The organism is Bartonella sp. P12B, assembly GCF_055796185.1.
Genome location: NZ_JBTTDI010000001.1, coordinates 111,669 through 137,763, shown reverse-complemented (window position 1 = coordinate 137,763; position 26,095 = coordinate 111,669). Strand labels below are relative to the sequence as shown.

15 protein-coding genes are annotated in these 26,095 nt (G+C 38.0%); 5 read left to right on the top strand and 10 right to left on the bottom strand.

Annotated features, from left to right (window positions below; translation table 11 throughout):
• Nucleotides 1–6: 6 nt before the first annotated feature.
• From AC0QT1_RS00525 to gyrB, 7 genes are all read right to left on the bottom strand, one after another.
• On the bottom strand, nucleotides 7–1,326 hold the full coding sequence (locus tag AC0QT1_RS00525) for a bifunctional folylpolyglutamate synthase/dihydrofolate synthase (RefSeq protein WP_473201411.1): 1,320 nt from the start codon (nucleotides 1,324–1,326) through the stop codon (nucleotides 7–9).
• 4 nt (nucleotides 1,327–1,330) lie between these two features.
• Entirely contained in the window at nucleotides 1,331–2,251 is a 921-nt protein-coding gene (gene accD, locus AC0QT1_RS00520) for an acetyl-CoA carboxylase, carboxyltransferase subunit beta (RefSeq protein ID WP_473199908.1), read from the bottom strand.
• Nucleotides 2,252–2,789: 538 nt separating this feature from the next.
• Nucleotides 2,790–3,509, bottom strand: coding sequence for a sulfate transporter family protein (locus AC0QT1_RS00515; protein ID WP_473199909.1), 720 nt, complete (start codon nucleotides 3,507–3,509; stop codon nucleotides 2,790–2,792).
• 439 nt (nucleotides 3,510–3,948) lie between these two features.
• Complete coding sequence (coaBC, locus tag AC0QT1_RS00510; RefSeq protein WP_473201410.1) at nucleotides 3,949–5,346, bottom strand: bifunctional phosphopantothenoylcysteine decarboxylase/phosphopantothenate--cysteine ligase CoaBC; 1,398 nt, start codon at nucleotides 5,344–5,346, stop codon at nucleotides 3,949–3,951.
• Nucleotides 5,347–5,415: 69 nt separating this feature from the next.
• A complete protein-coding gene (ubiB, locus tag AC0QT1_RS00505; RefSeq protein WP_473201409.1) occupies nucleotides 5,416–7,002 on the bottom strand; it encodes a 2-polyprenylphenol 6-hydroxylase in 1,587 nt (528 codons plus the stop codon).
• 2 nt (nucleotides 7,003–7,004) lie between these two features.
• On the bottom strand, nucleotides 7,005–7,787 hold the full coding sequence (gene ubiE, locus AC0QT1_RS00500; RefSeq protein ID WP_473201408.1) for a bifunctional demethylmenaquinone methyltransferase/2-methoxy-6-polyprenyl-1,4-benzoquinol methylase UbiE: 783 nt from the start codon (nucleotides 7,785–7,787) through the stop codon (nucleotides 7,005–7,007).
• Between the two features lie 115 nt (nucleotides 7,788–7,902).
• Nucleotides 7,903–10,335, bottom strand: a complete 2,433-nt coding sequence (gene gyrB / locus AC0QT1_RS00495) for a DNA topoisomerase (ATP-hydrolyzing) subunit B (protein ID WP_473201407.1) — start codon at nucleotides 10,333–10,335, stop codon at nucleotides 7,903–7,905.
• An 802-nt stretch (nucleotides 10,336–11,137) separates the two neighbouring features.
• Here gyrB and AC0QT1_RS00490 point away from each other — a divergent pair.
• Entirely contained in the window at nucleotides 11,138–12,022 is an 885-nt protein-coding gene (locus AC0QT1_RS00490; RefSeq protein WP_473201406.1) for a transporter substrate-binding domain-containing protein, read from the top strand.
• A gap of 12 nt (nucleotides 12,023–12,034) precedes the next feature.
• Here the strand turns inward: AC0QT1_RS00490 and AC0QT1_RS00485 are convergent, their stop codons facing one another.
• A complete protein-coding gene (locus AC0QT1_RS00485) occupies nucleotides 12,035–13,567 on the bottom strand; it encodes a YifB family Mg chelatase-like AAA ATPase (protein WP_473201503.1) in 1,533 nt (510 codons plus the stop codon).
• 403 nt (nucleotides 13,568–13,970) lie between these two features.
• On the opposite strand from AC0QT1_RS00485, the gene AC0QT1_RS00480 reads away from it, so the two are divergent.
• On the top strand, nucleotides 13,971–15,932 hold the full coding sequence (locus tag AC0QT1_RS00480; RefSeq protein WP_473201405.1) for an autotransporter assembly complex protein TamA: 1,962 nt from the start codon (nucleotides 13,971–13,973) through the stop codon (nucleotides 15,930–15,932).
• A complete protein-coding gene (locus AC0QT1_RS00475) occupies nucleotides 15,932–20,578 on the top strand; it encodes a translocation/assembly module TamB domain-containing protein (RefSeq protein WP_473201404.1) in 4,647 nt (1,548 codons plus the stop codon). The genes AC0QT1_RS00480 and AC0QT1_RS00475 overlap by 1 nt, the downstream gene beginning before the upstream one ends.
• A gap of 1,063 nt (nucleotides 20,579–21,641) precedes the next feature.
• Here the strand turns inward: AC0QT1_RS00475 and AC0QT1_RS00470 are convergent.
• Both AC0QT1_RS00470 and infC read right to left on the bottom strand, forming a co-directional pair.
• Nucleotides 21,642–23,408: an ABC transporter ATP-binding protein gene (locus AC0QT1_RS00470; protein WP_473199917.1), complete on the bottom strand. Its 1,767-nt coding sequence runs from the start codon at nucleotides 23,406–23,408 to the stop codon at nucleotides 21,642–21,644.
• A gap of 220 nt (nucleotides 23,409–23,628) precedes the next feature.
• Nucleotides 23,629–24,147, bottom strand: a complete 519-nt coding sequence (gene infC, locus AC0QT1_RS00465) for a translation initiation factor IF-3 (RefSeq protein ID WP_473199918.1) — start codon at nucleotides 24,145–24,147, stop codon at nucleotides 23,629–23,631.
• A gap of 191 nt (nucleotides 24,148–24,338) precedes the next feature.
• On the opposite strand from infC, the gene AC0QT1_RS00460 reads away from it, so the two are divergent.
• Both AC0QT1_RS00460 and AC0QT1_RS00455 read left to right on the top strand, forming a co-directional pair.
• Nucleotides 24,339–25,124: an alpha/beta hydrolase gene (locus tag AC0QT1_RS00460; RefSeq protein WP_473200026.1), complete on the top strand. Its 786-nt coding sequence runs from the start codon at nucleotides 24,339–24,341 to the stop codon at nucleotides 25,122–25,124.
• Between the two features lie 165 nt (nucleotides 25,125–25,289).
• Entirely contained in the window at nucleotides 25,290–26,075 is a 786-nt protein-coding gene (locus AC0QT1_RS00455) for an alpha/beta hydrolase (RefSeq protein ID WP_473200027.1), read from the top strand.
• The last annotated feature ends 20 nt before the right edge of the window (nucleotides 26,076–26,095 follow it).

Here is a 26,095-nt window from a genome sequence, read left to right as displayed (position 1 = left end):
CAATTCCTAGCATGGTGGTGTTTTATTGTCACGCAAAATATCACCGGCAAGGTAAAGGGAACCACCAATAAAGACAATTGCATCTTTATGCTCTAAATTAATTCTCTGTAAAGCATCTTGTAGATGGGCTTGGGGGATGGCAAGAAGCCCTACTTTTTGAGCGGATTCCGCTAATTTTTTTGAACAAATACTAGCAGTATTATCTGTTAATGGGATTGTATAGATTTTATCTACGAGATTGGCTAGAGGACGAAAATAACTGATAGCATCTTTAGTGTTAAGCATACCAGCAATCATAATAATAGGACGGTTTGTTTTTTTTCTCCATTGAGCAATTTCTTCCGCAACAACTTTTCCAGCAGCGGGATTATGGCCACCATCTAACCATAAATTAATATTGGAAGAGAGTTGATCGACCAAAGATCCATGGGTAAGATGTTGCATCCGTGCGGGCCAATAAATATTTTGTAAAGCGTGATTTACTGCTTGTTCTGAAAGTTGAAAACCTGCTTGATAAACTGCTTCAAGAGAAGCTCCTGCATTAGCAATTTGATGAGCGCCAATGAGGTTAGGAAGTGGAAGATCCATGAGACCTTGACGATTTTGAAAGACCATACGCCCATGTTCTGTATAGCTTTGATAATCTTGATCAAACAGAGAATAAGGTGCCTTATTGTTATCCGCAATAGATGTTAAAATAGAAAGAGTGTCCTCGTGATTTTGCTTACCAATGACGATAGGAACTGCTGGTTTGATAATCCCCCCTTTTTCAAAAGCGATTTTTGCAATTGTCTTTCCAAGAAAAGTCTCATGATCATAATCAATGGGCATAATAAGTGATACAGCTGGTTTTTTAATCACATTGGTGGCATCAAATCGTCCTCCTAATCCAACTTCTAAAATAACGACATCAGCTGGGTGTGTACTAAACAGCATGAAAGCAGCGGCTGTAAAAATTTCAAAAATAGTAATCGGTTCTTGCCGATTTACTTTTATAATTTCACGAATTGTCTCAGCTAATTGGTTTTCTGTAACAAGTTGCCCCCCTCCTTTTTGACCTAACCGGCAACGTTCATTCCAATTAACAAGGTGGGGTGAGCTGTAGACATGAACACGATAGCCTGCACTTTCCAAAAGAGCACGACAAATTGCACAAGCAGACCCTTTACCATTTGTTCCGGCAATGTGAATAACAGGTGCGAGTTTTAAATGCGGGTTACCAAGATGTTCTAAAAGATGAAGAATACGTTCTAAAGAAAGATCAAATTTTTTGGGATAGTTTTTTAGTAAATCATCGACCATTCCTTGTATTTGATTTTTCCCCATAAGATTAAGCAGCATCTCTGTTAGAAAGCGATATCTGAGAATCTGTTGGAGATGGATTGGAAGGATGAACAGTCGCAGGATGCTTCATCATCAACCGTAAAAGCCGTGCAATGGTCGCTTTCATTTCTAAACGTGATACAACCATATCAATCATACCATGTTCGAGTAGGTATTCACTGCTTTGAAAACCTTCAGGCAAAGTTTCACGTATGGTTTGTTGAATCACACGTGGCCCTGCAAAACCAATCATAGCACCGGGTTCAGCAATGTGAATATCGCCAAGCATAGCGTAAGAAGCCGTAACACCACCGGTAGTAGGATTGGTAAGAACCACAATATAGGGAAGTTTTGCTTCTTTCAGCATTTCAATTGCTACGGTTGTGCGGGGCATTTGCATGAGTGAGAGTGTTCCTTCTTGCATACGTGCACCACCAGAAGCGGCAAAAAGAACCAAGGGACATTTTTCGGCAATGGCAGTCTCAAAAGCTTTGATAATAGCTTCTCCTGAAGCCATACCAAGGGATCCACCCATAAAGGCAAAGTCCTGAACAGTAGCTATAATAGGTAAGCCTTCAATCGTGCCGCGTCCACTTAAAATATTGTCATCAACTCCAAGTTTAGAACGATAATCTTTTAACCGATCAATATAGCGCTTTTCATCGCGAAACTTTAAAGGATCTGTTATAACTTTTGGATTTTCCAAAGGCGTATAAACACCATCATCAAAAAAATGCATAAGACGGTCTTTGGCACTGATACGCATGTGATAACCAGAGCTAGGAATTACATATTGATTTACCTCGAGATCTTTATGGAAGACCATCTCACCACTCGTGGGATCTTTAATCCATAGATTATCTGGAATTTCACGGCGTCCCAATATAGAATTAATTTTAGGACGAACATAATTTGTAATCCAGTTCATCTTTATCGCCTCTCTTTAAATATTATAAACTTTTTGTACCATTTTAAAGAATATAGGATTTAAATGATTAAACTCGCTTTGCATCTCAATAAACGAATCTTTTAAATACTTTTACAAGTATACGCATCGTTCTTTCTTGATTGCCTTTTAATTTTTTTTCCAATGTCTCAGCAATCACTAGCATTAAGAGTATTCCTTACAATAAATCTCTTAGCAGTTTTAATAACTTGCATTCTCCGTTCTCTTGCTTCGAGAGCAAAATCTCCTCCCTGTTTTGGTTAACTCCTCATTTATTTAATCATAACATCAATAGTTTTTAAGCAGAGAAACATTGCATTATAAAATATCAATAAGATTATAACAGTTCATAAAAACAATGGACACAATGGTATTTTAACGAGCTACCAGCATCAGAGCAAGATTTTTTTAAAAAGGCTCTTTTGATGAGAGGAGTGAAGACGGACATTTAAAAGAAAAATTTCCTTTTAAGCTCTCCTTTATTCAAGGATTTTTGTAGATTTTAAGTGAATGAGGATCATTATTTTTGTGTAGCATGTTCATTGGTTTTTTGGGAAAGCATCTTGTGGAGATGTGTCATAAAAGCGGCTGCGAAAAGTGGTGTTGCTAAATTAAGAATAGGAATCGAAACAAAAAGTGCGATCAATAACCCTGCGCCAAAAACCGTTAGGTAATGAGCGTGTAAGAAAGCATGTGCTTCTTGCTCAGATCGAAAGCGGTAGGCTGCAAACACAAAATATTCACGGCCAAGCAAGAAGCCATTAATAACATAAAAGGCAATCAAATTAATCCCTGGAACGAAAAAGAGAAGAAAAGCGATTCCATTGCCGAAAAGACTTAAGAGGACAAATTTCAAGGAAAGAATCAAAGAACGTCCAAAAGGCAGGGCATGTCCAATAGGCTCGTTTGGATAATCTTCTTTTTCGATAATTTCAGCAGCAGAATCAATGAAAAAACCACCAACCATAGCGGTGATTGGAGCAATCAAAAAAGCCATTAGCAAAGCTAAACCAAGGTTAAAAATGATAAGAATGCCCAAACCTAACCATCCCGCCCAACTAGGTAATCCTGGGAAAAAATGAGAAACCCAAGGCCAAAAGTAGGATACAAAAAGCTGGTGCACACCTAACCATACAATGACAAGTACAGCAAAGGTAATACCCAATGCTTTTAAGATCATAATGCGGTATTGCGGGGTCAAAAGACGTTGTAAAGCGCGATAAGCGGAAGTAAAAATCATAATAACTAAGTAAATTAAAAAAAGTGAAAACAAAAAAGAGGATGGCGAGAGCTTTATATACACTTGATTTTATAGATTGTATAATTTTGTTAATGAAAGGTACAGAGCTAACAGCTGTTATTTTTTATACATTACAGAAAAGTCCCCTTGTGATTTTTCTGTAATTCTCAGAACTGAACAGCGAGAGTGAATGGTAAAAAATGCCAAAACTGATCATTTTGCAAATAATCTAAAACACTTCAAAATTTTCATTTCTTTCAAAGTGGCAGAAACTCACTGTTTGTATAAAGGTGATCATTGAATGAATAAAATCATATTTGCAAATAGCTTTACATGATTTTGTGAATACATCTCAATTTCTGTTTTGCATTTTTTTAAGCATTTACTTATTTTCTCTCTAAAGAACTTTTATATTCATTTGTAACAAAGAGTTCTTTGCTCATGAATGAGCAGGGCTATGAGATTCGAAGAATGCTATAATAACCTTTGCTAGTTTTTGTGCTACTTGGTGTTTACTCATGTGCGGCCACTGTTCGACAGTGTCTTTGCTAACAAGACAAACTTGATTTGTATCAGAGCCCATGACGCTTGTGCCGTCCGTATGAAGAGAAACATCATTGGCAAGAATAAAATTTGCACCTTTTTCGATACATTTTTTTTGCGCATTTGCAATGATGTCAGAGGTTTCGGCAGCGAATCCAATTATCAGAGGGGGGCGGTTTGGAGCATGACCAATTGTTGCTAAAATATCAGGATTTTCAACCATCTGTAAGGATAGTGGTGTTTTCTGAGCATCCTTTTTTATCTTGTGCAAAGAGTGTGTTTGGCTGCGCCAATCGCAAACAGCAGCGACAAAAATGGCACCATCGGCAGGGAGTGCCGCTTGAACGGCTTGTAACATTTGACATGCTGTCTCAACATGAAGGGTTTTCACCCCTTGTGGGGCGGCAAGATTAACCGGTCCACAAATAAGTGTCACTTTGGCACCCAAATGTGCAAGAGTTGTTGCAATAGCGTGCCCTTGTTTGCCAGACGAGCGATTAGCGAGATAACGCACAGGATCAATTGGTTCATGGGTAGGACCAGAAGTAACAATAAAATGGCGACCAACAAGAGGTTTTTCTTGCACACCTAAAAGAGCTTCTGCTGCAGCTACAATAGTGAGAGGTTCACTCATGCGTCCACAACCTGTTTCATCGCGCTCAGCCATTTTGCCAATTTCTGGTCCTACTATATGAACGCCATCTATGCGTAATTTTGCAACATTACGAACAGTTGCTGGATGGCTCCACATCGCTGGATTCATGGCTGGTGCAATTAAGAGTGGACAGCGTGCAGCTAAAAGCACACAATCAGCCAAATCATCTCCTATGCCATTGGCTATTTTTGCAATGCGGTTAGCAGTGGCAGGAGCTAAAATAATAAGGTCAGCATCGCGTGCCAAGCGGATATGCCCAATATCATGCTCTTCTTCTCGTGAAAATAAATCGCAATACACACTACGACCGCTTAGAGCTTCAGCTGCTAAAGGTGTAATAAATTTTTGTGCTGCTTTTGTCATGATAATGTTTAAGTGCGCGCCACGTTCTTGCAAACGGCGAATGAGGTCAAGAGTTTTATAGGCTGCAATACTACCACCAATAATAAGGAGCAGTGATTTTGATTGCAATGATTGCGTTTCAATGACAGTTGCTTGAGAGGGAGAGATAGATTGAGCGATAGGATTGTTTAAAATGCGGCGGACTTCTTCTTCCATAGAAATGCCATTTTTGGCGGCACGTATACGTAAAGCTTCTTTGATTTCAGGAGAGAGGTTGCGAATAGTAAGACTAGCCATAAAATATCTCCAAGAAATAAATTGATTGCAATGATTGCATACTTTATATTTTTTAGCATATTGAGTGGATTAAAAAAAACGAAAAATGTAAAAAGTTAAACAAACGCAGCAAAGAGCAATAATGAACAAACTATAACGTCCAAAACGGTTGGTACGACTTTGTTCAACAGCAAGTTGCTTAAGAGTGTCCGGTGAAAGATTAAATCCGGTTTTTACTATTTGGTTAAGATCTTCTTCCATACGCTGGAAATTTTGTATCAATTGCGGTGTTTTGCGTGCCAGAGAAAGGAGTGCTTGTGCTCCTTCACTGAAGTCTTTTGCAATTCCAACAGGACCTAAATTTTTTCCAATCCATTCTCTGACAACCGGTTCAGAGGCTTTCCACATATTAAAATGAGGGTCTAATACGCGTGCTACACCTTCAACAACAACCATTGTTTTTTGTAGCAGTAAAAGTTCAGGGCGTGTTTGCATGTCAAAAAGTTCAGTGACTTCAAATAACAGCGTAAGCAATTTAGCCATAGAAATGCTTTGCGCTGATTGTCCATGAATTGGTTCACCAATAGCACGATTTGCTTGCGCAAAACTTTCCATATTATGGTGTGGAGGCACATATCCTGCCTCAAAATGAGCGCGTGCTACTCTGTGGTAATCGCGGGTAATAAAGCCGTAAAGAATTTCAGCAAGGAAATGCTTTTCTTTTTTGCCTAGCCGTCCTGTAATTCCTAAATCAACAGCAACAATACATCCGTTTTGGTCTACAAATAAATTACCAGGGTGCATATCTGCGTGAAAAAAACCATCACGCAAAGTATGACGAAGGAAAGATTGAATAAGCGTAATTGCAAGCACTTTCAAATCAAAACCAGCTTTTTTGAGAGCAGAAATTTCAGATATTCTGATACCATCGATCCACTCCATTGTTAAAACATTGCGCCCTGTTCGCTCCCAATCGATTTGTGGAACCCGAAAGCCTGTATCATGTTGAATATTTTCAGCCATTTCTGATATGGCAGCTGCTTCTAACCGTAAATCCATTTCAATACGTGTAGTTTGTGCCAAAGTATCAACCACACACACAGGGCGCAGTCTTCGAGAAGCTGGTATATAACGTTCTTGTAAATGAGCAACGAGATAAAAACTTCTAAGATCTCTAGCAAAACGCGTTCTAATATTAGGGCGGATGACTTTAACAGCACATCTTTTTCTATGACCAGTTCCATCATCGTATTCAGCTGAATGAACTTGGGCAATAGAAGCAGCAGCAATGGGTGGATAAAAGTTTACAAAGAGATCATTAATAGACCGACCAAGTGAACTTTCAATTTGCGCAATAGCAGCAGCGCAAGAAAATGTTTGCACCCGATCTTGTAATTGTGCCAAATCTTCTGCAATATCATGTCCAACAATATCGGGTCTGGTAGCGAGAAATTGACCAAGTTTTATGTAAGAAGGGCCAAGCTTATTGATAGCATAGGAGAGATTTTCAGATCTTCGCTTTTTTTTTGTTTTTCGTCGCGCTACAACACCGGCTATACGATGACATAATGCTGGAAATCCTTTAAGATCATCGTGAGGCAGAGCACTCAAAACACCTTCACGTGCTAAAACCCATCCTGCGCGCATCAATCGAAAGTAAGTAGAAATTTGCACCATTTTTAAATTTTCCAACCTGAATGCAACGCTGCGATTGCACCTGTAAGATTGCGGTACGATATGCGTGAAAAACCTGCTTGGTTGATCATATGGGCAAAATCATCTTGTTTAGGAAATTTACGAATAGATTCAACCAAATAACGATAAGCATCACCATCATTTGCAATGATTTGACCAAGTTTAGGGATAGCATGGAATGACCAAAGGTCATAAAGTTTGTCAAGCCAAGGCATTTCGACATTAGAAAATTCTAAACATAAGAAACGCCCACCCGGTTTTAAAACACGAAAAGCTTCTCTAAGGGCTGTATCAATATGAGGTACATTGCGGATTCCAAAGGCAATAGTGTAAGCATCAAAGCTTTGATCTTCAAAGGGAAGGTCTTCAGCATTGGCTTCAACAAAATCAATCAGAGGAGCGAGACCATTTTTTTGTGCACGCTTTTTACCGACACTGAGCATTGAGCCATTAATATCAAGGACTGTAGCATGCGCTTTTTGGCGTGAAGCATTAAGGATGCGGAAAGCGATATCACCAGTCCCTCCAGCCACATCAAGAACCTTCCAACTGGCAAGCGCTGGTGGAGAAAGCCATGCTACCATAGAATTTTTCCACACACGGTGTAATCCTAATGATAAGATATCATTCATCTTATCATAATTTTCAGCGACGGAGTGGAAGACACCATCAACCATGGATTGTTTTTGCTCTTCATCAACTTTTTTAAAGCCAAAAGAGTTTTCCATACCACCTTTGGCACCTACACGTTCTGTTTCAGCTGTCATATGCATGACCTTCCTTAGTTTTTTTAATCGTAGATGAAGCGTAGAAGGAATGTTCAAATACGAAAACAACGTATAAAACCATGATGTTTATACAGCTAGAAACAAAAGAGTACCTTTAGATATCAAGATTGGCAACGCTTAAGGCATTCTCTTGAATAAAAATTCGTCTAGGTTCAACTTCATCACCCATTAAACGAGAAAAGAGTGAATCTGCATCGGTTGCGTCATTAATTTTAACTTGTAAAAGAGAACGCGCCTCAGGATCAAGAGTTGTTTCCCAAAGCTGCTCAGCGTTCATTTCACCGAGACCTTTATAACGTTGGAGAGTGATACCTTTTTTACCGTTTGTAAAAATACTCTCCAATAAACTCATAGGTCCCAAAATTCGTTCTGATTTATCTTTGCGATGTAGGCGTGGAGGAGGGCTATATATTTCTACGAAACTTTTAGAAACACGATCGATTTGACGTGCATCAGCTGAATTGATAAGTCCAGCATCCAAAATAACAATATCTTTAACGCCGCGTAAAATACGTTCAAAGCATAAACTTCCATCTGGTTTGTATTGACCACTCCAACCACGTTCCGTATCATCAGCGATTAAATCAAGGCGGTTTGCAACTTTATCTGCTATTTTTTGTGCTTTTTCTGCTGTTACAAAGGTTTCAAGATTAAAAGCCCCAACAATTGCTGCTTGCTCAACAATTGTGCGGTCATAACGCGTATGAAGACCATTTAAAAGTTGGCGTAACAGACGAGCATCTTCAGCGAGTTGGCGCAAATCAGCCCCCGCACGCATTTCACCTGTTGACAATTCTAAAGTTGCTTCTTCCAATCCAGTATTGATTAAAAATTCTTCGAATGCTGCCTCATTTTTGATATATTGCGAAGATTTTCCCCGTGATACTTTATAGAGGGGCGGTTGAGCGATATAGAGGTGCCCACGTTCAATCAATTCAGGCATTTGTCTAAAAAAGAAGGTCAGCAGAAGTGTGCGGATATGCGCCCCATCGACATCTGCATCTGTCATAATGATGATTTTATGATAACGCAATTTATCTGGTGAAAATTCATCTTTACCAATGGAAGTTCCAAGAGCGGTGATGAGAGTCCCAATCATATCTGATGAGAGCATTCGGTCGAAACGTGCTCGTTCAACATTGAGGATTTTACCGCGTAGGGGCAAAATTGCTTGATTTTGACGGGAACGTCCACTTTTTGCTGAACCGCCAGCAGAATCTCCTTCAACGATAAAAATTTCCGATTTTGCTGGATCCCGTTCTTGGCAATCAGCAAGTTTTCCGGGTAGAGAAGTGATATCAAGAGCCCCTTTTCGTCTTGTGAGTTCACGTGCTTTACGTGCTGCTTCACGCGCTGTTGCAGCTTCTACCACTTTACTAATGAGTAACTTTGCTTCATTAGGATGCTCTTCTAACCATGCTGAAAGACCTTCATTTACCAAATTTTCAACAATGGGGCGCACTTCAGAAGAAACTAATTTGTCCTTTGTTTGTGAAGAAAATTTTGGATCAGGAACCTTGACAGAAAGGATAGCTGTGAGTCCTTCACGGCAATCATCACCAGTTAAGTTAACTTTTTCTTTTTTTGCAATACCTGAAGACTCGGCATAACCATTAATTTGACGCGTTAAAGCACTGCGAAAACCTATTAAGTGGGTTCCACCATCACGCTGAGGAATATTATTTGTAAAACATAACACCTTCTCATGATAAGAATCATTCCACCATAATGCAACATCGACACTCATCCCATCCTTTTCACTTGCAATGTAAATAGGATTATCAAGGAGTGGTTTTTTTGTTTGGTCAATATATTTGACAAATTCAATTAATCCGCCTTCATAATGGAGTTCAACGGATTTAATATCAGCGTGACGTTCATCAACAAGAAGAATATAGACGCCAGAATTTAAAAAAGCGAGTTCGCGCAAACGACGTTCCAAAGTTTCAAAATCAAATTCAACCATTGTAAAGGTATCAGAGCTTGGTAAAAATCTGATTTCTGTTCCACTTTCTGCATCACAATCGCCAACAACACTTAATGGAGAATCAGCAACGCCGTGAGTAAATGACATTTGATGAATTTTACCATTGCGTTTGATTTGCATTTTGAGCCAAACAGATAGCGCATTAACGACAGAGACACCAACACCGTGTAACCCACCTGAAACTTTATAAGAATTTTGATCAAATTTCCCGCCAGCATGAAGCTGTGTCATAATAACTTCAGCTGCTGAAACACCCTCTGTAGGATGGATATCTGTAGGAATTCCGCGTCCATTATCGCGAACAGAACAAGAACCATCAGCATGGAGAGTGACGTTTACAAGAGTAGCATGACCAGCTAAAGCCTCATCAATAGCATTATCCACGACCTCATAGACCATATGGTGCAAGCCTGAACCATCATCAGTATCACCGATATACATGCCAGGACGTTTACGGACAGCATCAAGACCTTTAAGAACTTTGATAGAAGCGGCATCATAGTCCCCACACTGTGCAGGTGAGGTTCTTTCATCACTCATAAGTTAATCCATTTCTCTATTCAATTTGCGATATCAATTTTTTCGAAGTTTAACATTTTATCCAGTTATTTATGGAATAACCATATTGAATATTTACCGTATATCAGATTGATATTCAACATCTCTCAGCCCCTAAGAAGAGAATGATTTGTGCACACGCAAATATTTTTATACTTTTGCTTTTTATGTTAGAGGCAAAAAACACGTAAAATTGATCTCATGAAGTTTATTCTCACAAGGTTTTCATATTTTTAATGGCAATCGATAATCTCTTGGATTTTAAAATTACAATAAGAGAGATGAGAGTACTTTTAATGTAATGATTAAAAACGAGAGATATATTCTCGCATCATATTTTTGGTATGCAAAGGATTTGGATAAAACTATTTTGTGAAATCAAAAATGTGTACAGCTTATTGTTTATAGAAGAAAAATCAGAATGCGTTTTCTTTAAGAGGAAAATTTTGTATTTGTAAAAAATACAAGAAATATTCTTGGTTTTAAAAAGAGACTGAGAAGAAAAATAAAAATTAATGGGAGTGCAGAGGTTTTTTATTTACATTTCAAGCTAAAAAATCACTTCTTCACAAATGGTTTGCTTTTGTGCGTTTGTATAAAGAAGTTTGAAAATTTATTTTCAATTTATTCTAAAAACTATAGAGAAACTGTTATTTTTGATATTTTTAGGAGAATAGCAGCAATTTTAATTCATAAAGGGACAGATATTTCAGTGAAGTGCGTTAGATATTGTAACTGAGGAGAATTATATTGTAACTTTGAAAATGGGGGAGGAAGAAAAATTTTGCAAATAAAAAAACTTATAAATGGATTCAATGTTCTTATTGGAGTTTTATTTGTCCTATGGGGAATTTTATTTTCCTCTTTTGTAGAAGCTGAAACAACTGTAAGACTTCCCTCTTTTTTGGGTTCGCATGAACATGTAATACAGCCTGATACGACAGATATAACTCGTTTGCGTTTTGTAACAACATTTGATTTTCCTCCTTTTAACTTTCTTGACAAAACAGGGCACTTGGTAGGCTATAATATCGATTTATTACGTGCCATTTGCTCAAAATTAAATTTAGAAAAAGTCTGTGAGGTAGAAGTTGTTCCTTGGGAGGAGCTTGTAGATCATGTCAAAGATGGTGGTGCAGAAGTCATTATTGCTGGTTTAAAAGAAACCATTAAAACGCATCAAGATCTTGTTTTTACACGGTCTTATTTACGTTTTCCAGCTCGATTTGTTGCATCTCAATTTATTGCGTCTCAACTTGTAAATTTCGATGAACCAATAAGCGATAAACTTATCCATTTAAACAGTGGATTGTTATCGAAAAGTGCTCACGAAAAGCTGTTCCATAGTTATTTTCCTGAAGCTAAATGGCAAGAATTTAAAGACAGGGGGGAGCTTTATAAAGCACTCCAAGATCATAAGATTGATCTTATTTTTGATGATGGATTTGCTTTATCATTATGGCTAAATGATTCCAAATCTTTTAATTGCTGCCATTTTATTGGAGGAGCGTATATGGCTCCACAATTATTGGGGCAAGGAATGCAGCTTGCTGTTGCAAAAAAGAATGAAAAATTAATTAATATACTCAATTATGCTCTAAAATCTCTAGAAAGTGATGGTAAACTTACAGAGCTTTATTTGCGTTATTTTCCGGTGAGTTTTTATTGATGAATATTGATTTTAGGTAAGAGCTGTTAATCTTTCAGTGCCCATTCGATAGGAAATAGCTTCTGCAAGGTGATGGCGTGAGAGAAGGTTGGCTTCTTCGAGGTCAGCGATAGTGCGTGCAACTTTGAGAATTCGATGGTAGGCTCGTGCAGAAAGGTGCATTTTCTCACTCACATCTCGTAAAAGTTTAGCAGCATTTTTGTCAGGAATGGCAATTTGTTCGATAATTTTAGCAGGACAATCCCCGTTGGTGCGAATATGGTCAAGGCCCAATGTTTTAAACCGTTTAGCTTGAATGATACGACATTGTGCGACACGTTTTGCAACATCACAACTTTTTTCTGATTGTTCTGGTTGCATAAGATCCATAGCTGTTAGGGCAGGGACATCAATCCGTAAATCAATTCGATCGAGCAGAGGACCAGAAATACGGGATTGATAATCAATTTGGCAGCGTATTCCTTTTGCACAAACATGGCCTTTTTCTCCTGCCATACCACATCGACAAGGATTCATAGCAGCGATAAGTTGGATGCGGGCAGGATAGCTGATATGGTGATTAGCACGGGCGATAACGCATTCTCCACTCTCTAGAGGTTGACGAAGGGAATCGAGCACTTGTGGAGAAAATTCAGGCAATTCATCGAGAAATAAAATGCCATTATGTGCAAGTGAAACTTCTCCAGGTCGCCCTTTAAGACCACCACCGATCATTGCTGCCATGGAAGCAGAATGGTGCGGGGCACGAAAAGGACAGTGGAGTGAAATGGTATTATGGACTGTTTCTCCTGTGATAGAAGCAATCAGAGAAACATCTAAAAGTTCACGGCTATCAAGAGGCGGTAAAATAGAGGGTAAACGTTGGGCTAACATAGATTTTCCTGCACCAGGAGGGCCTACAAACAAAAGGTTATGCCGTCCAGCAGCGCAAACTTCTAATGCACGTTTGGCAGTTTTTTGTCCTTTAATTTCGCAAAGATCTGGAAGCTCGGTTTGAATTGTATACTGGCGTGGTTGTGGACGTTTTTGAATTTGGGTTCCTTTAAAATGATTGACCATGGTAAGAAGAGACTCGGGGGCGAGAATATTTATTTCTTCATTTGCCCATGCTGCTTCAGGTCCACATGCATGGGGGCAAATGAGCCCTTTATCAAGGGATAAAGCTGTCATTGCAGCTGGTAAAACACCGTTGACAGCTGTGATAGAACCATCCAACGATAATTCGCCTAAGATAACGTAGTCTTGGGCAACTTCGGGAGGAAGAATTCCCATAGTAAGTATTAAGCCTACAGCAATTGGCAAATCATAGTGTGATCCTTCTTTAGGTAGATCTGCTGGTGCAAGATTAATGGTCACGCGTTTATTGGGAAGTGAAAGCCCACAAGCATGAAGGGATGCTTGTACACGTTCACGACTTTCTGCAATTGCCTTATCGGCTAATCCAACAATAGCCATTCCTATTTTACCAGGGGAAATCATAACCTGTACATCGACAGGTACTGCTTCTAGACCGCGAAAAGCAACAGTTGTAACACGCGCGATCATCAATTTATTTTCCCCCTTTAGCTTAGAAGAGACAATCATATCTGTTCATAAAAATCAAGAAGCTTCTCTATGGTTTTTTGGAGCGAGAGATCTATATACGTGTGCAAGCTTTTTAGTGTAATTGGGAAGAATAATTTGCACAAATTTAACCATGATTATATGCGGTTAAATAAAACATTTATAATGAGTTAAATGAATATGATAGGAAAAAAGGAGCGAGGCTGTTTATGTTACACAGCAATGCTGGATTTTTTTAATATTAGGGGAAGAGCATGTTATACTTCACAAGAAAAGAATGTGAATTAAGTGTATGGAATATCTAGGGTAAGGTATATTTATCTTTCTTGTTCGATGTTATTTATAGTATAAAGTGATGTAAAGTGTATTGAAGGTATCTGATTTGATGGTATACCAGATGGGCGATTTTTTTAAATCAGGGACCATACGCCATGTATTGATAGTTCTATGCTTCATTTGTGTTTTTCCACAACCACTTGCAGCGTTTGAGTTATTTGGTATCCCTCTTTTTGGTCAAAAGAAAGCAAATTCCTCTTCAAATAATAACAACGGTACAGAGAAATTTTATAAAGTTGATGTCGTTGCACCATTGGGTGCGCCATCAGAAGGTATTAAAATAGTTAAAGCTGTCTCTTCTCTTATTGCTGATCAAGATAAAGCGTTTAGTTCTTCTGGTTTGTTAGCGAAAGCTCGTTCAGATTATCGGGCAATTCTCTCTGCTCTTTATGCTGATGGACGTTACGGTGGTATTATTAGTATTCAGATTAATGGATTAGAAGTTGCTGATTTGAGTCCGGTAACTCAACTTCCAGCAAAATCTAATATTGTTATTACCATTAATGCTGGTCCCCAATATGTTTTTGGTGTTGCTGGTATCGATAAAGTTGCTCCATTCGTAAAATATAAGACCAATAGAATGCCTACAATTGAAGAATTGGGTTATAAGATTGGAACTATTGCCAAATCTGAAACCATTTTGAAAGCAGAACGATGGGCGGTTGAAGGGTGGCGTAGACAAGGTTATGCTAAAGCTCAAGTTATGAAGAGTGAGGTAGTTGCTGATCATGCTACACGTTTCATTGATGCGCAGATTACCGTTGATCCTGGACAACAAGCTTATTATGGCCCTTTAAGGGTGCGTAATGTTAGTAAGAAGCCAAGTGTAGATTCAGCCTATATCGCATGGATGACGGGATTGAAGGCGGGACAAAAATACGACTCTGATGCATTGGCCAAGGCAAGTGAAAGACTTGCACGACTTAATATCTTTCGTGCAGTGAATATACGTGAAGCTGATACAATAAACCCTGATGGGAGTTTACCGCTTATGCTCGTTCTAGAAGAGCGTAAACCACGTCGTTTTGGTGTAGGTGGTAGCTATTCAACATTAGATGGTGCAGGTTTTGAAGCTTATTGGATGCATAACAATCTTTTGGGCCATGCAGAACATTTTAAAATTGAAACGAAAATAAGCGGTATTGGCAGCAAAAAAGAAAAATCGTATAATCTAAAGAATTTTGATTATCTTCTCGGCGGTATATTTATAAAGCCTGGTATATTCACTCCTGATACAGACTTTAGGACAGAACTAAAAATACAGCAGGAAGTTCTAGATAATTATATGACAAAAGCCATCAGGGGAAAGTTGGGCATAACGCATATCTTTAATGGTAATCTATCGGGACAAGTTGCTATGGAAGTTTCCAATGGTTTTTCACGTGATATCTATTTTGGGAGTCGTAATTTTACAACAATTGGGTTACCAAGTAGTCTCGTTTACGATAGTCGTAATAATAAGTTTAATGCGACAAAAGGTTTGTATGGTGAAGTGTTTATTAAACCTTTTTATGAAATGCGTTCTCACAACTTTATAACAAAAATGACTTTAGAAGGTCGTTCTTACTGGCCGCTAGATGAAAAAGAACATTTTGTTTTTGCAGCGCGAGCAAAGCTTGGTACAATTTTTGGGAGCGATACAGCACAAATACCTTCAGATACACTCTTTTTTGCTGGTGGTGGTGGATCTGTTCGTGGTTATGCTTATCGCAATATTGGTATTAAAACAGAGAATGATGTTGTTGTTGGTGGGCGAGCGCTTATTGAGGGTACAACAGAATTACGTTTTTCTTTAAATGATAAAATAGGGCTTGTCAGTTTTCTCGATGGAGGATTGGTAGGGGAAAAGGCGCGATTTGATTTTTCTCAAAAAATTAAATGGGGAGCCGGTATTGGAGGACGCTATATGACAGGTCTTGGACCTTTGCGCGTTGACTTGGCTTTTCCTCTTAAGAGAGAGAAAGGCGATCCTCGCATCGGTTTTTATGTGGGAATAGGACAAGCATTTTAATGAAAAAAACTATACGTTTATCGGCTTTCTTATCTGGATTTTTGTTTTTTTTGGTGAGTGTTTTTGTTTTTGCACAAAGAGGCAATTCATCTTCTAGAGAAATGACTGTGGATGATCGTTCATGGTTTATCTCTTTGATTGAACGCGGACTTTCAGCCCCTAATCGCCAAGTTCGGTTATATAATGTACAAGGAGCACTGTCTTCTCAGACATCAATTGAGACTATTACCGTGAGTGATAAAAAAGGTGTATGGCTTAAAATTACCAATGCTAAAATGGATTGGAATCGTTTAGCTTTGCTGAGGGGGCGCATGAATATTAACCAACTTTCGTTGGAAAAGGTTACAATTTTACGTAAACCACAAGACAATTTTTCTTTTATATCTTTGCTTAAAGCTAGGAAGTTTTCTTTACCAAAATTGCCACTTGCCATTTCTATCGATACGTTTACCGCACAACATGTGATGCTTGACCAGGAACTTTTGGGTTTTTTTGCTGATGGTTCCTTAAAAGGAAATCTAACTTTAGCAAACGGTGTTTTTAATGCTTATTTAGCGGCTCATCGTCTAGATGCACCAGGATCTTTTTCTGTTTTAACAAAGATATCCAAGAGCGACCGTACTGCTAAAATTGATATTTCGGTTGATGAACCGCAAAATGGTATTTTTGCGAATGTTTTTAAAATTGAAAAGCGTCCAGCATTAAATTTTACCATTAAAGGTAATGGTACTTTTGATGATTTGGCTATCAAACTTTCTTTAGAAGTGGATCACCATCCTATTTTAGATGGCGATGTTATTCTTGCAAGTGTTGCAGAAGGACACAGTCTTTCTGCTAAAATCGTAGGTACACTTAGCTCTTTAATGCCTCCTCAATATCGCAGCCTCTTTGAATCTGATGTCACGTTGAAAGCAGAGGCAAGAATGACAGAAAGAGGCGTGATGCACCTTGATCATATGATGATTGAGGGTAAAGCACTGAATGTTGCGGCCAATGCAGAAGTAACAGCAGATGGATTTTTGCGGCAGCTTTTTGTTGATGGCAAAATGGCTCTTGATAAGGAAAATAGAGCGACGCGTCTAACAACAACAGAAGGTCCAATGCATATTGATAATCTTGCTTTAAATATTGACTATGGCCGCGAAGGGCAACAATCATGGAATGGTCAGCTTGTATTAAATCATTTGCGCAATAAAAATATTCATATTCACGATGCAATTTTTGTTATGGGAGGGGTGAGCGAGAATCTTGATAATCCAGCCTCTCGTCACGTAGGTGTTCAGATTAAGGGAACGCTTCGAGGAATTGAAAATAGTAATGGTGCGTTGATAGACGGTCTAGGACAAACAGTTGATGTCCATCTAGATACAGATATTGTTTCTAGAAACCCTGTTTTGATACATGATTTTAGTGTTACTGGTCAGGGGTTTTCTGCTTGGTTAAAAGGGAAAATAGATCGTTTTATTTTTAAAGGCGATCTTGGTTTAAAAGCTCAAACACTCGCTCCTTTTAGTTTGTTAGCGAAACAATCACTCTCTGGGAGTGCAGATATTAAAGCCAAGGGAACTATTGACTTGATTGACAGCGTTTTTGATTTCGAATTATCAGGGATGACCGATAATATGCAAATAGATAAAGAACCTTTCAATCGTTTATTTAAAGGAAAATATACTCTTTCAGGCGGTGTTGCTCACAACAAGACGGGTTTAATTTTGCGTCATTTGGATTTGAAAAGCCAATATGCAAATATAAAGGCAGATGGTACTTTTTCAAGTGAGAGCGCTAAGATGGATTTGTATGCTCAAATATCTGATCTCTCCAGATTAGATCCGAGAGTAAAGGGTGCGCTCACGGTCCATAGTACCGCAAGAGGGCGCGATAATCTTATAAAATTTAGCACGCAGGCTCATATTGCTGAAGCGTTTTTAATGGGGAAGAAACTTCAAAATACAACATTTACGATGCAAACACTTATGGATAATACATTACCGGTACCTTCTTTGACGAGTTCGGTAAAGGGTGAAGGAACTTTTGCTAAAAAACCGTTGTATTTATCTGCTTCTTTTAAGGATTCTAATCACATTCGAAAACTTGAAAATATCGATATTAAAGGGGGAAGCGCAAAGATAACGGGTGATCTTTCTCAAACGGAAGGTCTGGTGAAAGGAGCTATGCATATTGATGCTGATGATATTTCAGATCTTGCTGCGTTATTTTTGCAGGAAGGTAGCGGAAAGGTAAAAGGAGATTTTATTTTTGATGAACAAAATGGCAAACAAAAAGCCAATCTAAAGGCACATATTAGCCGTTTAAGCTTTGCAAAGAATAAAATTAAAAAATTAGAAGTCAAAGCAGATATCTTTGATCCTTTTGGTATGACACAGCTTGAGGGTTTTATCAATGCGGAGCATATCCAAACCCCTATAATGATGGTTAATCGTTTAAATGGCCAAGCCAATAGAAATAATGGCCAAACAGCTTTTACTGTTCAAGCGATGTTACAGAATAATACGAATGCACAGTTTTCTGGACATCTGATGATGACAGAACTTCCAGAAGGTATAAAACGAGAAGTACAGATTGAAACTATAGATGTTAAGCAATCCAATTTTCATCTGACATTACCTAAATCAGCTACGGTTGTTTTTGATAAAGATGGAATGACGGTCAATGAATTAGGAGTTGCGATTAATGGCGGTAGAATTACACTTGCAGGAAATGTTCAAGATACTCTTAATCTAAAGCTTACAATGAATACGCTTCCTGTTGCTTTGGTTAATCTATGGAAATCTGATCTTGGAGCAGTTGGTACTGTAACAGGGCAAGTTATGATTCGAGGCCATTTAAAAAAACCTGATATAGCCTACGATATAAAAGGTGAAGGACTGACAACCATTGCTCTTCAAGATAAGAAAATAATGCCTTTTGTGCTCTCTGCTACAGGTAAAGCCGTAGATAAAAATCTCACTTTGAATGCAAATTTAACAGGGGAGGGAGTACAAGCACAAGCTGAGGGAAGTGTATCTCTAGATAAAAACACACTTGATCTCCATGTTAATTTGCAAGATTTTCCTGCACGTTTAGTTAATAGTTTTATTGAGAGGCAAGCACTTGAAGGAACGATTGTTGGCAAGGTCGATATTGGCGGGACAATGAAGGATCCATCTGCTGATTTTGAGCTTTCCAGTCAAAGCTTGACCGCTATGACACATAAAGGACCGCTGTTGATCAATATGAATGCTCGTGGTTCTTATAAAAAATCGATTTTTCATCTTGAGAAAGTGCTAGCCGCTGGAGATAAAGGATTAGATCTTTCTATCAATGGACCTCTTTCTCTCAATGATTCAGAAACAAAATTGAACGTTAAGGGAACAATACCTCTTGCTTTTATTGATTTATTGTTAGCTAAGCGTGGTGCACATATAACGGGTATAGCAAGCATTGATACAATTATAAAGGGAACATTATCACAGCCACAATTGATGGGAAATTTTTCTATAGCCAATGGTAATTTTTTTGATTCAAAAACAAATTTAGGATTGAACAATGTAACAATTGAAGGCAAACTAAATGGTGACCATATTCTTATAGAGAAAGCGTTGGCTTTTTCGTCCGAGGGAGGAAATCTATCCGCTTCAGGCCGTATTTCTAATGGCCTACAACCAGATTTGGTGTTTCACCTCAATCATGCCAATTATAATGATGGTTCTATGATTCTTGCAACATTGTCAGGAAAAATGACAATGACGGGTCATTTTTTGGATAACCTTGTTATTGGTGGTGATATCGTAGTTGAAAAAGCTGAAGTTTTGGTTCCTGATCATTTTCAAAACGCGAAATTTCTTGATATTAAAAATAAGAATTTAACAAAATCAATTAAAAAAACACTTGAACGTGCTGAAGTTAAAAGCTCTAGTCAAAGCCGTGGCGTCTCTCAAGAATCTTCCTCTGTTGTGCTATCAAATATGCAAATTAGTGCGCAAAATCAATTTTTTGTACGTGGACGAGGGTTAGACACAGAACTGGGAGGACGCATCAACATAGCAGGTCCATTGAATGATGTTCATCCTGTTGGGGAATTTCAGATGATTCGTGGGCGTTTTGATATTCTTTCCCAGCGTCTTAATTTCGAACAGGGACAAGCGAGTTTCAGTGGTAATCTTAATCCTACCGTTTATTTTGTGGCAAACAAGGAGAGTGGTGATATTCGCGTCACTGTTACGGTAAGTGGAACAATTGATGACATTGATGTTCATTTTTCTTCACAACCTAATTTGCCGCAAGATGAGGTTTTAGCGCGTTTAATTTTTAATCGCTCTTTGAGCGAATTATCACCGTTTCAGATTGCACAGCTTGCAGCTGCGGCGGCTGATCTTGCTGGTGCTTCTAATACCTCCTTATTGAACACTCTACGGTCTAAAATTGGTCTTGATGATCTTGATGTTGTCGTTGATGAGAAAGGCAAGACAGGCTTACGCGTTGGTCGCTATATACACAACAACATTTATTTAGGCTTTGAAGCTGGATCTGATGGAATGACAAAAGGAACAATCAATTTAGATATTTCCCGTCACCTCAAAGCTAAAGGTGCTATAGGAAATGAAAAGAATTCTAGTGTTGGCTTATTTTATGAAAAAGACTATTAGAGAGTGAAGCTCTGAAGTCCAATTACTCAGTTTTTATACTTTATTCTCTAAGTCATAGGAAACCTGAGGAGTAAACCAAAAATTCCATAAAAGAAAAAGCTTTTTATCGAATTATAAGAAAACACGTTTGAGGTATTTTATTTTTTTAACACGTTTTCTAAGGAGAAATCATCTCTCACGGAGACGCAGCATGTCATTGTATTATTGATTTGTGTATTTTTTACATTTACTAGTTGTTTTAATCTCATCTCATGATGTTACTTATGCATGAAGAGGAGAATGCAAAATCTATTGGGCACCACTATTTATTTTCACGCTTATAAAATATAAGCTAACACCATTATTTTATTTGTTAGCCTCCAACGTTACAACTGCTTCTACATTGAGAAAAGTCATGAGAGTCATATTCATTTTTTTCCTAAACGTTTTTTATCTGCTTTTTGATTCTCTTGTAACTTACAAGCAAATCGATTTTTTTGATTTTGAATGCAAGAATTTGCAATGAGAGGATCTTACGGTCTTGGTGTTCTCATTCAAGAAAAAAAGGATCTATTATAAATCACAATATGTTTTCTTATTTAAGCGATAAGGCATCATAGGTAGTTCTATAGCTCTTTTCTTATTTTAACATTTCTTCTCATGCTAAGCTTATCTCATAACTTGCACTATAATCTATAACGAACGATAAAGGGATGAATGCCGAAAAAAGGTGTTGATCATCACAGTTTCATGACTATAATTATTAGCAAGTTCTTTTCTTGATGTGAGCCTCCTTTTCGAAAATTAGTTAGAATGTTTATGGGGTATTGGCTTTCGCTCTTTTAGATAAAAGAAAACCTAATCATTGAACCTTTATTTTAAAATGAGATGAATTCTTTTAACAAAGCGGTAGATAAGATTTTTATTTTTCACGTGAATCCTAAAAACTTTTTAAACAAATCCTAAACTTTTACAAGTTGCTCCTATTAATGCGATACTTTTCCAGAATAACCTTCTCGCTCTTTATGAGGGAATGTGATCCGCGCTCCATTTTTTATATCATCTTATTGCGATGTATAGACATCTAGGATGTTTGCTTTTCGAATTGGATGTGATGAAGTTTTTTGTAAAAACCATTTTCCTTTTCCAGTAATTCTTTTTGGGTACCTTGTTCAACGAGTTTTCCATTTTGTATGACAGCGATTTTATCGGCGCGAGTGATCGTTGAAAGGCGATGAGCGATGATGATGGTCGTGCGCCCTTTGGTGAGATGATGAAGGGCTTCATTAATTTGAGCTTCAGTCTGTGAGTCTAAAGCGCTTGTTGCTTCATCAAAAATCAGAATTTCACCATCATGAAGCATTGCTCTAGCGATAGCGAGTCGTTGTTTTTGTCCCCCTGAAAGATTACAACCATTATCGCCTATCTGCGTATCGTAACCATTAGGGAGCTCCATAATAAAGTCATGAGCATTTGCTGTTTTTGCTGCTGTAATAATATCATCATCACTCGCTCCTTCTTTTCCAAGCCCAATATTATATTTAACGCTTCCTTGAAAGAGGAAAGTATCCTGCCCCACATAAGATATTAGGTTTCGAAGAGAACGGAAAGTCGTATAACGGATGTCTTGATCGTTGATCAATATACGTCCCTGTGTGGGATCATAAAGGCGCATAATTAAATTAATAAGAGTTGATTTTCCTGTTCCGGAAGGTCCTACTAATGCGGTCATTTTCCTAGGTTCTATTTCTAGATTGATGTTTTTCAACACCGTTTTGTTCTCTGTATATGCAAAAGAAACATTTTCAAAACGGATGCCCCCTTGTTTTTTATCCAGATCTTTAGCTTCTTTATGTTCTACAATCGTGAGAGGATGATCGAGTAATTCGTACATTGTACGGATATTAACCAAGCCACCTTCGATTTTGACACGTATATTTGCCAATCTTTTTGCTGGTTCGTAAGCAAGAAGCAGAGCGACAATAAAGGACATGAATTCACCTTGAACACCTGCTCGTTGGGTGGCAAGATAGCCAGAAAAGCAAATAATACCCGCAATAGCAACACCAGCAAGTGTTTCCATAATCGGATTTGTAATAGCTTGAAGCGTTGCAATAGTGTTTGCTTGTTTTTCAACATTACAAATGGCTTTTTCCATCCGTTTTTTCATGAGTTCTTCTAATGAGAAAGCCTTGATAACTCGAATACCAATAGAACTTTCTTGCACAAATTTGATAATTTCACCAATTGAAATGAGTTCTTTTTCCACAAGGCTACGAACATGTTTTAAAGCCATGCGGACTCCTAAAAAAGCTAGTGGTCCCACTATTAAAGTAATGGCGATCAAAATAAAATTTTGAATCAACATGACAAGTAACAGGCCAATAACCGAAAGCAAATCACGTACAAAAGTTGTGATAATTATATCAGTGATATTACGTATAGCTATCGCGTTATGGGTTACGTGGACAAGAAGAGTAGATGAAGTGTTCTTGTGATAAAAAGAGATTCCCTGTTCCATAAGGCGTGCGTAAATTTTGCGCCGCTGTTCAGCAACGATGCTGTTACCTGCTTTACTCAAAAAGTAAGTTTGGGAAAAAGTCGCCACTCCTTTGACAATAAAAATGAAAGCAATGATACTAGAAATCAAAACAATCATACTAAAATTTTGCGCATCAATAATGGAGTTGACAACGTCACGCATAATCCATGCGCTAGCTGCAGTTGTAAAGGCAATAATGATCATAGAAAAAATAGCTGCGCTATACCAACGCGCATGCTTATGGAAATTTTCTCGCAAAAGACGAATAATAAGATGTTTATCAGAAGTAGAAATCTTTTTTTTGATCATGAAGCGCTTCTATATTTTATTGTTATTTTATGCAAGATTGAAGCACTCTTATTAAAGATATTTAATCTTTAATATAAAAACTAGTCTGTTAAATAAAAATTTTAACACATATTAGACACTCATTTAAAAGCATCACCACACTGCTCTGCGATGCTTTTAAATCATATCCGATGCATTCAACTTTAGATGATTTTCATTCTAGACATAATTCCAATGAAAATTATTTAGCAGCTATTACCATCATCATTTGACGTCCTTCGAGTTTTGGCTCAGATTCGATTTTGGCAATTTCACTTGTATCTTCTTTAACACGTTGAAGAAGCTTTAATCCAAGATCTTGGTGCGCCATTTCACGACCACGAAAACGCAAAGTAATCTTCACTTTATCGCCATTACCAATAAAGCGATGAATAGCTTTAAGTTTTACGACATAATCATGAACATCAACATTTGGGCGCATCTTAATCTCTTTGATTTCGATAACTTTTTGTTTTTTACGTGTTTCAGCCGCTTTTTTTTGGGTCTGATATTTCAATTTGCCCAAATCAATAATTTTACACACGGGCGGTTCCGCATTTGGTACGATTTCAACTAAATCAAGCCCTGCTTCTGCAGCCATAGCAAGTGCTTCTTGTATTGTAACGATTCCCTGGTGTTGTCCTTCATCATTGATAAGTTGGACGCGAGGCACCCTAATATCCTGATTTGAACGCGGCCCATCTTTCTGGGTAGGTGTCATTTTAAATGGTCTACGAATGGTTTATGCTCCTTAATTTTGATTTATCTACAACGTAATTTAATATACAATTACACACAGAAAGACAACAAGAATTCGTGTTTTTTTCATATTTGATTTATGACTTTAAGGTTTAATTTGGAAGTGAAAATTCTTCTTTTATTGGTAAAAGTGTTTTATAGAGGAAAAGGATGATGGAAAGTAATATTCCTTGTCAATTTTTTTCATTTGAAGACACTGCTCTTGCAGTACGGTATCGCAAAGGGCGTGGCTCTCTTGGTTTGGTTTGGCTTCCTGGTTATCAGTCTGATATGTTAGGAAGCAAAGCGGTGTTTGTTGATAGTTTTGCTCAGAAGAACAATCTGTCATGTTTACGTTTTGATTACTCTGGCCATGGAGAGTCGGGAGGTGATTTTTTTCAAGGAACGATTTCACGTTGGGTTAAAGAGAGTTTAGCCATTTTTGAAACCTATTGTGAGGGACCGCAAATTTTGATTGGTTCCTCTATGGGAGGGTGGATAGCTCTAAAGCTTGCTATGATGCTAGCACGAAAAAATAAAAGGCTTGCTAGTATGGTGTTAATTGCTCCAGCTCCTGATTTTACGCAAACATTGGTAGAACCAGCGTTAGGCCCAGAAGAATGGAAAATTTTGGAAGAAAAGGGGTATATTGAGCGACCTGCCGTTGGAGATGCGGAGCCGATGCCTTTTACAAAAGCGTTAATTGAAGATGGACGAGACAATTGTGTCATGAAGGGATGCATTGATGTTGGGTGTCCAGTCCATATTCTACAAGGGATGGAAGATGAGGATATACCTTATCAACATACTTTGACTTTACTAAATCATTTGCCATTACATGATGTAACATTGACCCTCGTTCGTGATGCAGATCATCGCTTTTCGCGTTCACAAGATTTGGATTTTCTGGAATCGGTACTGACGTCATTGATTGACCGAATTAATGGGAAAGAAGGATAAAATTCATTGATGATGGATATATAATGTATAACCGTTTATGAACAGCATTTTATTTTCTCTAGTCACGTTGTGCCTCTTTCATATCTAATTTATGATTTTAAGGTTTAATTTGGAAGTAGAAATTTTTCTTTTATGAGTAAAAGTGTTTTATAGAGGAAAAAAATGATGAATGGTGATATTCCTTACCAATTTTTTTCATTTGAAGACACTGCTCTTGCAGTACGGTATCGTAAAGGCGATGGGCCTCTTGGTTTGGTTTGGCTTCATGGCTATCTATCCGACATGTCAGGAGATAAACCGATGTTTGTTGATAGTTTTGCTCAGAAGAACAATCTGTCATGTTTACGTTTTGATTACTCTGGCCATGGAGAATCGGGGGGTGATTTTTTTCAAGGAACCATATCACGTTGGGTTAAAGAGAGTTTAGCGGTTTTTGAAACTTATTGTGAGGGGCCACAAATTCTGATTGGCAACTCTATGGGGGGATGGATCGCTCTAAAGCTTGCTATGATGTTAGCACAAAAAAATAAAAGGCTTGCTGGTATGGTCTTGATTGCACCAGCTCCTGATTTTACACAAACACTGATAGAATCAGGGTTGGGGCGAAAGGAGTGGAAAATTTTAGAAGAAACAGAGCATATTGAACGATCTGCAATTAGTTATACAGAACCAGTTCCCTTTACAAAAGTATTTATTGAAGATGGCAGAGACAACTGTGTCATGAAGGGATGCATTGATGTTGGATGTCCAATCCATATTTTACAAGGGATGGAAGATGTTGAAATACCCTATCAGCATACTTTGACTTTACTGAATCATTTGCCTTTCCATGATGTAACATTGACACTTGTTCGTGATGCAGATCATCGCTTTTCGCGTTCACAAGATTTGGATTGCCTTGAATCGGTACTGAAGTCATTGATTGACCGAATTAATAGGGAAGAAGGGTAAAATTCATTGATGATAAAGAT